The organism is Bradyrhizobium sp. USDA 336 (genome assembly GCF_044908355.1).
Taxonomy (GTDB): domain Bacteria; phylum Pseudomonadota; class Alphaproteobacteria; order Rhizobiales; family Xanthobacteraceae; genus Bradyrhizobium; species Bradyrhizobium yuanmingense.
This window is the reverse complement of record NZ_JBIYDC010000002.1, coordinates 5,558,534-5,571,731: the sequence shown is the minus strand read 5'-3', so window position 1 is coordinate 5,571,731 and position 13,198 is coordinate 5,558,534. Positions and strand designations below refer to the sequence as shown.

General features: G+C 64.8%; 13 protein-coding genes. 7 read left to right on the top strand and 6 right to left on the bottom strand.

The annotated features are described in order from the left end of the window. The first annotated feature begins 225 nt into the window (after positions 1–225). Together ABIA45_RS27115 and ABIA45_RS27110 are read left to right on the top strand one after the other, a co-directional pair. Positions 226–1,002: a thioredoxin family protein gene (locus ABIA45_RS27115; protein ID WP_157286493.1), complete on the top strand. Its 777-nt coding sequence runs from the start codon at positions 226–228 to the stop codon at positions 1,000–1,002. A gap of 534 nt (positions 1,003–1,536) precedes the next feature. Continuing rightward, positions 1,537–1,908 (top strand): DUF2794 domain-containing protein, encoded by a 372-nt coding sequence (locus tag ABIA45_RS27110; protein WP_157286492.1) that lies wholly within the window; start codon positions 1,537–1,539, stop codon positions 1,906–1,908. 109 nt (positions 1,909–2,017) lie between these two features. On the opposite strand, the gene ABIA45_RS27105 is transcribed toward ABIA45_RS27110, so the two are convergent. From ABIA45_RS27105 to ABIA45_RS27090, 4 genes are all read right to left on the bottom strand, one after another. Next, positions 2,018–2,548, bottom strand: coding sequence for a GNAT family N-acetyltransferase (locus ABIA45_RS27105; protein WP_404654438.1), 531 nt, complete (start codon positions 2,546–2,548; stop codon positions 2,018–2,020). A 248-nt stretch (positions 2,549–2,796) separates the two neighbouring features. Continuing rightward, a complete protein-coding gene (locus tag ABIA45_RS27100; protein ID WP_128265191.1) occupies positions 2,797–3,588 on the bottom strand; it encodes a Bax inhibitor-1/YccA family protein in 792 nt (263 codons plus the stop codon). Between the two features lie 282 nt (positions 3,589–3,870). Continuing rightward, positions 3,871–6,438, bottom strand: coding sequence for an ABC transporter permease (locus tag ABIA45_RS27095; RefSeq protein ID WP_404654437.1), 2,568 nt, complete (start codon positions 6,436–6,438; stop codon positions 3,871–3,873). Then, complete coding sequence (locus ABIA45_RS27090) at positions 6,435–7,154, bottom strand: ABC transporter ATP-binding protein (RefSeq protein WP_036024603.1); 720 nt, start codon at positions 7,152–7,154, stop codon at positions 6,435–6,437. Before ABIA45_RS27090 ends, ABIA45_RS27095 begins: the two co-directional genes overlap by 4 nt. 55 nt (positions 7,155–7,209) lie before the next feature. On the opposite strand from ABIA45_RS27090, the gene ABIA45_RS27085 reads away from it, so the two are divergent. Continuing rightward, a complete protein-coding gene (locus ABIA45_RS27085; protein ID WP_404655762.1) occupies positions 7,210–7,845 on the top strand; it encodes an arylesterase in 636 nt (211 codons plus the stop codon). 176 nt (positions 7,846–8,021) lie between these two features. After that, positions 8,022–8,558: an RNA 2',3'-cyclic phosphodiesterase gene (gene thpR, locus ABIA45_RS27080; RefSeq protein WP_122400402.1), complete on the top strand. Its 537-nt coding sequence runs from the start codon at positions 8,022–8,024 to the stop codon at positions 8,556–8,558. Positions 8,559–8,575: 17 nt separating this feature from the next. Here the strand turns inward: thpR and ABIA45_RS27075 are convergent, their stop codons facing one another. Continuing rightward, positions 8,576–8,980, bottom strand: coding sequence for a type II toxin-antitoxin system VapC family toxin (locus ABIA45_RS27075; protein WP_404654436.1), 405 nt, complete (start codon positions 8,978–8,980; stop codon positions 8,576–8,578). Beyond that, the gene (locus ABIA45_RS27070; RefSeq protein ID WP_157286488.1) at positions 8,980–9,234 is read right to left on the bottom strand and encodes a type II toxin-antitoxin system VapB family antitoxin; all 255 of its coding nucleotides are present in this window, start codon (positions 9,232–9,234) and stop codon (positions 8,980–8,982) included. Before ABIA45_RS27070 ends, ABIA45_RS27075 begins: the two co-directional genes overlap by 1 nt. Before the next feature lie 161 nt (positions 9,235–9,395). On the opposite strand from ABIA45_RS27070, the gene zapE reads away from it, so the two are divergent. The 3 genes from zapE (at position 9,396) to sucC (ending at position 13,196) form a co-directional block, all read left to right on the top strand. Beyond that, positions 9,396–10,583: a cell division protein ZapE gene (gene zapE / locus ABIA45_RS27065; RefSeq protein WP_404654435.1), complete on the top strand. Its 1,188-nt coding sequence runs from the start codon at positions 9,396–9,398 to the stop codon at positions 10,581–10,583. A 240-nt stretch (positions 10,584–10,823) separates the two neighbouring features. Next, entirely contained in the window at positions 10,824–11,792 is a 969-nt protein-coding gene (gene mdh / locus ABIA45_RS27060) for a malate dehydrogenase (RefSeq protein WP_025032846.1), read from the top strand. A gap of 204 nt (positions 11,793–11,996) precedes the next feature. Further along, on the top strand, positions 11,997–13,196 hold the full coding sequence (gene sucC, locus ABIA45_RS27055) for an ADP-forming succinate--CoA ligase subunit beta (protein WP_036008785.1): 1,200 nt from the start codon (positions 11,997–11,999) through the stop codon (positions 13,194–13,196). The last annotated feature ends 2 nt before the right edge of the window (positions 13,197–13,198 follow it).

The following is a 13,198-nucleotide window of genomic DNA, read 5'->3' as shown; positions in this document are numbered from 1 at the left end:
ATTTGTGAATGATGGCTCACTGCGAAGTGAGTAGAAGCCTTAACGAAGGCGGCCTATCAAAGGCCGCCTTCGCGCGTTTGCGGTACGCTTCAGATGGGCCCGCCCGGCGGAAAACCTCCCTTTGGACGGTGGCCCGGATGGATGAATGTACCGCGCCCCGTAAGACTACGGTGACCATCCGGCGATAAGATTTCCCCCTGAGAGCAACGGTGTGCGGCGTTCGACATGACGACAATGACGGCTTCCCATCTGATTCCACGTTGGTCCGGCGCCCTCTGGTCGGGAGCTCTCGGCATATGTGCGATCATCGCCGTCATTCGTCCTGCCCAGGCTGAACCCCGCGCCGTCGTCGAATTGTTCACCTCGCAGGGCTGCTCCTCCTGCCCGCCCGCCGATCAGATCATCGGCGATCTCTCCAAGGACCCCTCCGTGATCGCGCTGAGCATGCCGATCGATTACTGGGACTATCTCGGCTGGAAGGACACGCTGGCGGATTCGCGCTTCTCTGCACGGCAGCGTGCCTATTCGCGCATGCGCGGCGACCGCGAGGTCTACACGCCGCAGGTCGTGGTCAACGGCTCCACCCATGTCATCGGCAGCGATCGCGCCGGCATCGAGAACGCGATCGGCAAGACCGACAAGGGCACCGGCGTGATGAGCGTGCCGGTGACGATGTCGCTCTCGGGCAAGCAGATCAACGTCTCGGTCGCCGCCAGCAAGGAGCCCGCGGTCTCGCGCGGCGAGGTCTGGATCTGCTCGATCGCCAAGTCGGTGCCGATCGCGATCACCCGCGGCGAGAACAAGGGACAGCAGGTCACCTATCACAACGTGGTGCGTAGCCTGCTCAAGGTCGGCGACTGGACCGGCCGTCCGGAGAGCTGGACGGTGCCGATCGAGAACCTCACGCGCGACGGCGTCGACGGCGCGGTGGTCTACGTCCAGGACGGCAGCCGCGAGCGACCGGGCCCGATGCTGGGTGCGGCGTACACGTCGCTGCATTGAAGCGCAGATCTTCTTGAGACATCAGTCTCTCGTCATTCCGGGGCGCGCCACTTGGCGCGAGCCCGGAATCCATCAATCCCATTATCCGAGCTGAGAAATGGATTCCGGGCTCGCGCTTCGCGCGCCACGGAATGACAGGCGCCGGAAGCATCCCGACACAAACAAAAAAGGACCAACTTGCGTTGGCCCTCCTTGTCGTGCGTACAGACCCGATCCTGTTCGACCCCGGGGGGCTGGGGGCTGAGGAATCCGGAACCGAAAGGACCGGGTCAACGCACGTCACCCTTTTCGCAGTGCAGGGCGGCAGGCGGTTGGCGGAAAAGCGGCGATACTATGATTCCTGCTAACGATCCCGTGACGGTTTGCCGCGACGGAGTTCCACCCTTGCGTGTGCCCTGATGGACGCCGATTCGATGGGTCGAGCCCCTTGCGATGCGGAACGGTTGGCGCAATCATGCAATTGTCACGAACGCGGTTCCGGGGACGATCTTGGCGGACGCGGGGTCATAGCCGTGCGATGAGGAGGCGCTTCCCATGAGTCTGACGTCGGAGGATGCCGACCCGAGTGAGCAGCGCGCGGCGGCACGTCCTGCCGCGGTGCATGCGCAGCCGAACCGGGTGACGTTCAACCGGATCGAACTGCACCGGATTCTCAATCTCTACGGCCGCATGGTCGCCGACGGCGAATGGCGCGATTATGCCATCGACTTCCTGAAGGACCGCGCCGTGTTCTCGGTCTATCGCCGCGCCTCGGAAGTGCCGATCTATCGCATCGAGAAGGACCCGCGCCTCGCGCGCAAGCAGGGCATGTACAGCGTGATCTCGGCGACCGGCCTGATCCTGCGCCGCGGCCACGAGCTCGAGCGGGTGCTGCTGGTGATCGATCGCAAATTGGCGGTGGTTTAGACGAACGAACGGTGCCGTAGGGTGGGCAAAGGCGCGTAGCGCCGTGCCCACGCGCTTTCTCTAGTGCGGCGAACGGTGGGCACGCTTCGCTTTGCCCACCCTACGACGTCTACTTTGTCGGCACCGTGCTTGCGCCCTCGCCGAGGTCGCGTTGCATCATCACGGTGTCCAGCCAGCGGCCGAATTTCAGCCCGACACTGGGATGCGTGCCGATCATCTTGAAGCCGCACCTCGTGTGCACGCCGATCGATCCGGTATTGGCGGAATCGCCGATGACAGCGATCATCTGACGGAAGCCGCGCGCCTCGCATTCGGCGATCAGCCGTTCCAGCAGCATTGACCCGACGCCGCGGCGGTGGAAGGACGGATCGAGATAGATCGAGTTCTCCACCGTGAAGCGATAGGCCGGCCGCGGCCGGTAGGCGCCGGCATAGGCATAGCCGGCCACGCGCCCGTCCAGCATGGCGACAAAATAGGGATAGCCGCCGTCGATCAGCGCGCGATAGCGGCGCGTCATTTCCGAGAGGTCGGGCGGCTCCAGCTCGAACGTCGCCGTGCCCTCGCGGACGGCCTGCTGGTAGATGGCGGTGATGGCGGGGAGGTCGGCCTCGGTGGTGGGCCTGATATCGGGTGCGGACATGGGGGAAGGATAGAGCCTTCGTCCGACTGCTGGAAGGGGTTCCGCCGCCTCCGCAGCGTCATTGCGAGCGCAGCGAAGCAATCCAGAAATGCATCCGCGGAGGGACTCTGGATTGCTTCGTCGCATCAGCGCAAAATTGCTGCGCAATTTTGTCGCGAGCTCCTCGCAATGACGAGGAGAGCCCGTACCCCCAAACGAAAACCCCGGCCTTTCGGCCGGGGTTCGTGTCCGTTCTCTCGTCTCAGAGCTTACTCGCGCTGGCCGAGGAGCTGCAGCAGCAGCGTGAACAGGTTGATGAAGTTCAGGTACAGCGACAGTGCGCCGGTGATGGCCGAACGCTCTGCGACTTCACCGCCGGCCGAGGCATAGCCGTAGATGTAGTCGTTCTTCAGCCGCTGGGTATCCCAGGCGGTCAGGCCCGAGAACACCAGCACGCCGACCACCGACACGATGAACTGCAGCATCGAGCTGGCCAGGAACAGGTTCACCAGGCTGGCGAGAACGATGCCGATCAGGCCCATGAACAGGAACGAGCCCATGCCGGTCAGGTCACGCTTGGTGGTGTAGCCGTAGAGGCTCAGCGCACCGAAGGTCGCCGCGGTGATGAAGAACACCCGCACGATCGAGGTGTGCGTGAACACCAGGAAGATCGACGACAGCGAGATGCCCATCAGCGCCGCGAACACCCAGAACAGGATCTGGGCGGTCGAGGGGGCCAGACGGTTGATGCCCGCCGAGATCACGAACACCATCGCGAGCGGCGCCAGGATGAACAGCCACTTCAGGGGGCTGACGAACATGGCGTAGCCGAACGGCGTCAGGAACACCTTGCCGACGCGAACGGCGTCCGCCGTCGGAACGTCGGTCACGGCGGCCATGTAGACGCCGAGCGCGGCAAGGCCGGTGATGGCCAGGCCAATGCTCATGTAGTTGTAGATGCGCAGCATATAGGCGCGCAGGCCGGCATCGACCGTCGCGGCGTCAACACGCCCGGCGGCCCTGCCGAAAGGAGAAGCGTAGTTACGGTCTAGGTCCGACATGGTCGAATTCCCGTTGGTTGGTCCGGTCCGGCACGAGGGTCGCCATGCCGCCGGTTCGTCAAATTCTATCTCGGAGACCGCTGCCAGCCGATTTAATTTTGGCTCACAATCGGGACTCCGAACCCATCCGATATGTGGGAAACTAACACATTCGCCGCAACCTTCCACGCGCGGCTGAATGTCGCCCTCGGCGTCAATCCTGACGCGAAGCTGACGGGGGTAGCGTGGTTAATCGCGGAAACCGGGCCGATTCCGGGCAGCTCGATCCGCCGCTACATTTTGTCACAAATTTCGCAACACCGTCGCGGGCTTTTTGTTCAATGCCAGCAGCGTGCCGGCAAGCCCGAGCCCGACGGTCACGACCAGCGCGGCGGCGACCACGCCGGCGGCGCTGCCGGCCTGCCAGACGAAGCTCAGCGTCATCAGCCGCGTCACGATCAGCCAGGCCGCGATGCTGCCCGCGATCACCCCGAACACCGCGGTGGCAAGGCCGATCAGGAGGTATTCGAGGGCATAGGCGCCGAGCAGCCGCAGCCGCGTCGCGCCCAGGGTCTTGAGGATCACCGCGTCATAGACCCGGTGGCGGTGGCCGGCGGCGAGCGCCCCGCCCAGCACCAGGATCGCCGAGATCAGCGTCACGGCGCTGGCGCCGCGGATCGCCAGGGCCAGATTGGTCACCACGGAGCCGACCGTCTCCATCACCTCGCGCACGCGCACGCTCGTCACCATCGGATAGGCGTCGGCGACCTCCTTGATGATCTTGCCGTCGCCCGCCTTTCCGCCCGCTTCCGTCAGCGTCGCGATATGGGTGTGCGGCGCGCCCTTGAAGGCGTTGGGCGAGAACACCAGGACGAAATTGATGCCGAGACCCTGCCAGTCGATCGTGCGCAGATTGCTGATCTTGGCCGGGATGTCGCGGCCGAGCACGTTGACCACCACCTCGTCGCCGAGCTTGAGGCCGAGCCCGTCGGCGATCTTCTTCTCCAACGAGACCAGCGGCGGGCCGGAATAATCAGCGCGCCACCATTCGCCCTCGACCACCTTGGAGCCCTTCGGCAGCTCGGCGGTGTAGGTCAGGCCGCGATCGCTCTGCAGCACCCATTCGGAATCCGTGGTCGGCTTGAGCTCCTCGGCGCGCACCCCGCGCGCGGCGACGATGCGTCCGCGCAGCATCGGCACGTCGTCGATCCTGGCGCCGGGGGCGATCTGGCGCAGATAGCCATCGAACTGCTCGGCCTGCGCGCTCGGAATGTCGATGAAGAAGAACGATGGCGCCTGGTCGGGGAGCGCCGCCAGGAACTGCCGGCGCAGATTGCCGTCGATCTGGGTGATGGTGACGAGCACGGCGAGCCCGAGTCCCAGCGACAGCACGACGGACGGCGTCAGCGCGCCCGGCCGGTGGATGTTGGCGATCGCAAGCCGCAGCATCGGCAGCCGCGTCCGTGGCAGCCGTCGCGCGATCGTCATCAGCAGGGCGGCGATGCCGCGCAGCAAGGCGAACACGACCACTGAGGAGGCCACGAACACCGCGGCGATGCGCCTGTCGAACGACAGGCCGATCACGACCGCGATGAGGAGTGCGATCACGACGGCCATGAACACGAGATAGCTCGCGCGTGGCCGGTGCCATTCGGAGCTGATGGTGTCGCGGAACAGCGCGGCCACCGGCACGTCGTGCACGCGCGCGAGCGGCCACAGGCCGAAGGCGAGCGCGGTGAGGAGGCCGTAGAGGAAGGACAGCGCGAGCTCGTCGGTGTGCACGGCCGGCACCACCGGCAGCGGCAACAGCTTGCCGAACAGGCCAACGATCGCAAACGGCATCGCGGCGCCGAGCGCCAGGCCGATCACGGACCCGATCGCGGCCAGCAGGACCACTTGCGCCAGATAGATGCCGAACACGTCCCGGCCGGTGGCGCCGACGGCCTTGAAGGCAGCGATCACCTCGAGCTTGCGGTCGATGTGACTCTTGACGGCATTGGCGACGCCGACGCCGCCGACCAGCAGCGCGGCAAGGCCGACTAGGGTCAGGAACTGCGTGAAGCGGTTGATGTTGCGCTCGAGCTGCGGCGAGGCATTGGAGCGGCTGCGGATCTCCCAGCCGGCCTGCGGCGCGGCGCTGCGCGCATCCGCGATGAAGGCTTCGGTGGCGCGCTCGTTGTTCGCGGCCTCCGGCAGCTTGACCCGGTAGACCCAACGCACCAGGCTGCCGGGCTGGATCAGGCCGGTGGCGCGCAAGGCCGCCTCGCTGATCAGAAAGCGGGGCCCGAAGCCGATGCCGCCGGCGAGCTTGTCCGGCTCGGCCTCGACGGTGGAGCGGATCTGGAACGTTGCGGACCCGATCGTGACGCGGTCGCCGGTCTTGAGAGAAAGCCGCGCCAGCAGCGTCGGATCGGCGGCGGCGCCGAACGCGCCGTCGCGTTCCGCGAGCAGATCGGACATCTCCAGCTGCGGCGCAAGCTTCAACTTGCCGAGCATCGGATAGGTGTTGTCGACCGCCTTCATCTCGACCAGCGCCAGCTTGCCGTCAGCCGAACGCGCCATGCCGCGCAAGGTCGCAGCCGCCGACAGCGTGCCGCGCGAACGCAGGAACGCGACCTCTTCCGGCTTGGCCTCGCGCTGGAACAGCACGAAGGAGACGTCGCCGCCGAGCAGCGTGCGGCCCTCGCGTGCGAGACCGTCGCTCAGGCTCGCCGACACCGAGCCGACGCCGGCAATCGCCATCACGCCGAGCGCGATGCAGGCGATGAAGACGTAGAAGCCGCGCAGGCCGCCGCGCAATTCGCGCAAGGCGTAGCGCAGCGACAGCGCAACGGCGTTCGGCTTCGCGAACGATCCGGCCACGGCGCTCATGCGGGCGCAGACTGCGTGTCGATGCGCCCGGAGCGCAGGCGGATGACGCGATCGCAGCGATGCGCGAGCGAGGAATCGTGCGTCACCAGCACCAAGGTCATGCCGCGCTCGGCATGCTTGCTGAACAGGAGATCGACGATCTGCTTACCGGTGGTCTCGTCGAGATTGCCGGTCGGCTCGTCGGCGACCAGGATCGCGGGATCCGGCGCCAGCGCGCGGGCGAGCGCGACGCGCTGCTGCTCGCCGCCGGAGAGCTGCGTCGGATAATGATGCAGGCGGTCACCGAGCCCGACCGATTGCAGCTCCTCTGCCGCGCGCTTGGCGGCATCGGGGTTGCCGGCGAGCTCGAGCGGCACTGCGACGTTCTCCAGCGCCGTCATGGTCGGGATCAGGTGGAAGGACTGGAAGACGATGCCGACCTGGCGGCCGCGGAAGCGCGCCAGCGCGTCCTCGTCGAGGGCATTGAAAGGCGTGCCATTCACCACCACCTCTCCGCTATCAGGACGTTCCAGCCCCGCCATCACCATCAGTAGCGTGGATTTGCCCGAGCCTGACGGGCCGATCAGTCCGATCGTCTCGCTCCGGCCGACCCGCAGGCTGATATCCTTGAGGATGTGAACGCGTGCCGCGCCCGTGCCCAATGAGAGGTTGACGTTGGAGATGGCGATGGTGTCCGCGGTAGCGGCGAGCGAAGAGGGGTCGATGCGAGTGTCCATGGTCCGGTCATATGGCAAGTCCGCACGCGGGGTCGAGGGGCGTTACGGATTGTTCATGCACATAGCCGTGTTGATGCTTGCCGTCATGACGATGGCCAACCCCGCTTGGGCGGGTGCGACAAAACCGGTCAAGCTCGTCGTCCTCGGCGATTCCCTGAGCGCGGGCCTTGGCCTTCCGGCCCAGGAGGCGTTCCCCCAAAAGCTTCAAAAAGCCTTGCGGGCCAAAGGCATAGAGGTCGACATGACCAATGCCGGGGTGTCCGGCGACACCACCTCGGGCGGCCGCGACCGGCTCGACTGGTCGGTGCCCGATGGAACTGACGGTGTCATCGTCGAGCTCGGCGCCAATGACGCGCTGCGCGGCATCGATCCCGACGTGGCGCGCGCCGCGCTGACCGACATCGTCCAGCGGCTCAAGGCGCGAAAGATTGCAGTCATGCTCTGCGGCATGCTGGCGCCGCCGAATTACGGCGCCGAATACGCCGCGCGCTTCAATTCGATTTATCCGGATCTGGCGAAGACATTCGACGTGCCGCTCTATCCGTTCTTCCTCGAGGGCGTCGCGGCCGATGCCAAGCTCAATCAGCCCGACGGCATTCATCCCACCGCTGAAGGCGTCGACATCATCGTCGGCAGGGTCATGCCCATGGTGGAGGCATTCATTGGCACGATCGCTGAGCAACGGCGTTGAAAACCAGGCAACGCAAACCCTAATTCCCAGGGTTTTACCGGGGTGAGGCGCGGTGTGCTTCGCAGAGTCACACAACTGCGATAGGAATCGGGGTACCGGTGATTCGTCGCCGGCTCTAATTTGGATATGGTTCTCGCTGTTCGAGCACCGTACCCAAGCATCGGGAGTGCGAAACGATGCCGCGTTTGTTCACGGGTCTGGAAATTCCGGCCGAAATCGGCCAGTCGCTTTCCAACTTGAGGGGTGGCCTCCCCGGCGCCCGCTGGATCGATCCCGAAAATTATCACGTCACCCTGCGCTTCATCGGCGACATCGACGGCGCTTCCGCCAACGAGATCGCTTCGATGCTGTTTCGCGTCGACCGCAAGCCGTTCGAGGTGAAGGTGCAGGGGCTCACCAGCTTCGGTGGCCGCAAGCCGCGCGCAGTGGTCGCCACCATCGTGCCGAGCAAGCCCCTCATGGAGCTGCAGGCCGAGCTCGAGCGCATGATGCAGCGGATCGGCCTCGACCCGGAGGGACGCAAGTTCATTCCGCACGTCACGCTGGCGAGGCTGCACGACGCCTCCGATCGCGACGTCGCCGACTATCTCTCGCTGCGCGGCTATTTCCCGAGCAAGGCGTTCATGGCCGAACGTTTCGTGCTGTTCTCCTCGCGCGCATCGACGGGCGGCGGCCCGTATGTGGTCGAGGACGCCTACGAGCTGTGTGAGTAGGTTTTCACTTCGGGGCGCTATGGCGGCGGCGTCGCGCCTGGCCGGCTCACGTCGGTCTTCGCAAAGTCCGCGCCTTTGAACAGCAGTGGCTCGTTGCGGGTCAAGGCCAGCGCGTAGGAAAAGCAATCCCCGTAGTTGAGCGACGCGGCGTGTCGCCCCTTTCCATAACGTCGCCAGGCGCGCCGTGCTGCATCGGCTTGTCCGGCATCGACTGCCACGATCTCGGCGCCGATCTTGACGAGCCAGAGATCAAGCTCGCGCCCGCCCGCATCACCTAATCGTGTCTCGATCACCATCGTTGCTTCAAGCACCGTTGCCGCTGAGATCAGGCGGATCGGATCATCCACGATCAGTCGCTCGATATCCGCTGCGTCGTCTTCGTTGAGCGCGATTGCCACGATCGCCGACGCATCGATCACCATCAGCGTGGCAATCCGTGCTCGTCATATCCGAGAATTTCCTCCGGTGTGCGGTCGTCCAGAACTCGCATTTCGCTCCAACGTCGTCTGATCTCGGCCAGATCTTCGAGCAACACGTCTTTGTTTTTCTGACCGCCAAGGCGACGCAATCGCTCCTCAATGGCGCGCCGGGTTGCTGTGGTAATGTTCTCCCCGGTCAGTTGCGCCAGGCTTCGCGCCAATTGCTCCGTTTCGGGGTCCTTGATGCTAAGCGCCATTTCGAGTTCCTTGGTTCCTTAATAGGTATATTCTAGCCGCCTAGGAGCGCAAGAACAGTTCGTTGGGAGAACCGGCATCGCGAGCGCGAGGGACAGGCCGCATACGCCCGTTGCGCCAAAACGCAGTTGCAATTTCCGTCCGTCTCTGGCGGTAAAGAGCCATGCTCTCCACCCCAAATCCCTCATTCCGCGAGGCCTACCAAGCCGAGATCGCGTCCGGCGCGATCGAGCCGGATGCCGCGCAGGCCGAGGTTGCCGAGGCCTATGCGGCGCTGGACCTGCGGCTTTCGACCTACAAGCCCGCCCGCAAGCAAGGCCTGCTCAGCCGGCTGTTCGGCTCTGGCGACAAGGACGAGGCGCCGCGCGGGCTCTACATCCATGGCGAGGTCGGCCGCGGCAAGACCATGCTGATGGACCTGTTCTTCCAGCACTCATCGGTCGAGCACAAGCGCCGCGCGCATTTCCACGAGTTCATGGCGGACGTGCACGAGCGAATCTACGATTATCGCCAGAGCATCGCGCGCGGCGAGATCGCCGACAGCGACGTCATCGCTCTAACGGCCAATGCCATCTTCGAGGAGAGCTGGCTGCTCTGCTTCGACGAATTCCACGTCACCGACATCGCGGACGCGATGATCCTGGGCCGCCTGTTCGCAAAACTGTTCGAGCACGGCACCGTCGTGGTCGCGACCTCCAACGTCGCGCCCGACGATCTCTACAAGGGCGGTCTCAACCGCTCGCTGTTTCTGCCCTTCATCAAGCAGATCACCGACCACATGGACGTCGCGCGGCTCGATGCGCGCACCGACTTCCGCCTGGAGAAGCTGCAGGGCGTGCCAATGTGGCTGACACCGGCCGATGGCGATGCGGATGCCGCGCTCGATCGCGCCTGGAAGCGGATGACGGGCGGCGCCAAATGTCGCTCGCGCGACATTTCGATCAAGGGCCGCATTCTGCACGTGCCGTGCTCGGCCCATGGCGTGGCGCGGTTCTCCTTCGCCGACCTCTGCGAGCAGCCGCTCGGTGCATCCGACTACCTCAGGCTGGCGCACGACTATCACACCCTCCTGGTCGACCATATTCCAGTGATGGACCTCCCCCAGCGCAACGCGGCCAAGCGCTTCATCACCCTGATCGATACGCTCTATGACAACGCCGTGAAGCTGATGGCCTCGGCCGACGCCAACCCGATCTCGCTCTACCTCGCGACCGATGGCACCGAGGCCATGGAGTTCAACCGGACCGCCTCGCGCCTGATCGAAATGAGCTCGGAATCCTATCTGGCGCTGCCTCACGGCCGCAAGGATTCCACCGCCAGCGGCTCGACCAAGGGCTTGGTCGAGACTTAAGTCCTATCCCCGCCGTCATTCCGGGGCGTCGCAAAGCGACGAGCCTGGAATCCATACTCCGGATGGTGGTTACGGATTCCGGGCTCGCGCTTCGCGCGCCCCGGAATGACGGCCGGGGTATGCTGGCTGCTATCTCGGCAAGCCCGACAATTGGGCATTGGGCGACTTGAACGGGGGAGGCGAAAGGGATAACCACCCGTCTCAGTTTCCCCTCCTTACGTGTCTAAAGGACAGGTTCACATGGCGCGCGACAAGATTGCTTTGATTGGCTCCGGCCAGATCGGCGGAACGCTGGCTCACCTCATCGGCCTGAAAGAACTGGGCGACGTCGTGATGTTCGACATCGCCGAGGGCGTGCCGCAGGGCAAGGCGCTCGACATCGCGCAGTCCTCGCCGGTCGACGGCTTCGACGCCCACTACACCGGCGCGAACTCCTATGAGGCGCTCGACAACGCCAAGGTCTGCATCGTCACCGCCGGCGTGCCGCGCAAGCCCGGCATGAGCCGCGACGACCTCCTCTCCATCAACCTCAAGGTCATGGAGCAGGTCGGCGCCGGCATCAAGAAGTACGCCCCCGACGCCTTCGTCATCTGCATCACCAACCCGCTCGATGCCATGGTCTGGGCGCTGCAGAAGGCTTCGGGCCTGCCGCACAAGAAGGTCGTCGGCATGGCCGGCGTGCTGGATTCGGCCCGCTTCCGCTACTTCCTCGCCGACGAGTTCAACGTCTCGGTCGAGGACGTCACCGCCTTCGTGCTCGGCGGCCACGGCGACACCATGGTGCCGCTGGTGAAGTACTCCACCGTCGCCGGCATCCCGCTGCCCGACCTCGTCAAGATGGGCTGGACCTCACAGGCGCGCCTCGACGAGATCGTCGACCGCACCCGGAACGGCGGCGCCGAGATCGTCAACCTGCTCAAGACCGGCTCGGCCTTCTACGCCCCTGCCGCCTCCGCGATCGCGATGGCCGAGAGCTATCTGAAGGACAAGAAGCGCGTGCTGCCCTGCGCCGCCTATCTCAACGGCGAGTACAGCGTGAAGGACATGTATGTCGGCGTGCCCGTCGTGATCGGCGCCAAGGGCGTCGAGCGCGTGGTCGAGATCGAACTCGCCGGCAAGGACCGCGAGGCGTTTGACAAGTCGGTCGGTGCCGTGCAGGGCTTGGTCGATGCCTGCAAGAAGATCGCACCCGATCTTCTCGGCCGCTAAGGCAAAGCAATACCCGCCGAAGATCGAAACCCGGTCTTCGGCGGTTTCACTTCCGGACCCCGGCTGACCGGGGTGGGGTTCCGGTCTCGGCAGATCTCGATTGTCAAAGAATCCGGGTTGCAGTTCCTGTGGTATATGGTATGCCAGCCACAAGACTGAGGTGGGCCCATGAGGTCACCGCCCGCGGGTTCAGGGAGCGACCATATGAATATCCATGAATATCAGGCCAAAGCGCTGCTGCATGAATTCGGCGTTCCGATTTCGCGCGGCGTAGCGGTACTCAAGGCCTCGGACTCCGACGCCGCCGCAAGACAGCTTCCCGGCCCGGTCTGGGTGGTGAAGAGCCAGATCCATGCCGGCGGGCGCGGCAAGGGCAAGTTCAAGGAGGCATCCGCCGGCGACAAAGGCGGCGTCCGCATCGCCAAGTCGGTGGAAGAGGTCAACGAATTCGCCAAGCAGATGCTGGGCGCGACGCTGGTCACCGTGCAGACCGGCCCGGCCGGCAAGCAGGTCAACCGCCTTTACATCGAGGACGGCTCCGACATCGACAAGGAATTCTACCTCTCGATCCTGGTCGACCGCGAGACCTCGCGCGTCTCCTTCGTGGTGTCGACCGAAGGCGGCGTCAACATCGAGGACGTCGCGCACAACACGCCGGAGAAGATCGTGACCTTCTCGGTCGATCCGGCGACCGGCATCATGGGCCATCACGGCCGCACGGTCGCGAAGGCGCTGAATCTGTCCGGCGACCTCGCCAAGCAGGCCGAGAAGCTCACCGCGCAGCTCTACGCGGCCTTCGTCGCCAAGGACATGTCGATGCTGGAGATCAATCCGCTGGTCGTGACCAAGCAGGGCGAGCTCCGCGTGCTCGACGCCAAGGTGTCCTTCGACGACAACGCCCTGTTCCGCCATCCCGAGATCGCGGTGTCGTTGCGCGATCTGACCGAGGAAGACGCCAAGGAAATCGAGGCGTCGAAATACGATCTCAACTACGTCACGCTCGACGGCAATATCGGCTGCATGGTCAACGGCGCCGGTCTCGCCATGGCGACGATGGACATCATCAAGCTCTACGGCATGGCGCCGGCGAACTTCCTCGACGTCGGCGGCAGCGCCAGCAAGGAGAAGGTCGCGGCCGCGTTCAAGATCATCACCGCCGATCCCAACGTGAAGGGCATCCTGGTCAACATCTTCGGCGGCATCATGAAGTGCGACGTGATCGCCGAGGGCGTCACGGCTGCGGTTCGCGAGGTCGGCCTCAGCGTGCCGCTGGTGGTCCGCCTCGAAGGCACCAACGTCGAGCTCGGCAAGAAGATCATCCGTGAATCCGGGCTGAACGTGGTGCCGGCCGACAATCTCGACGACGCTGCGCAGAAGATCGTGAAGGCCGTCAAGGGAGGCTAGCG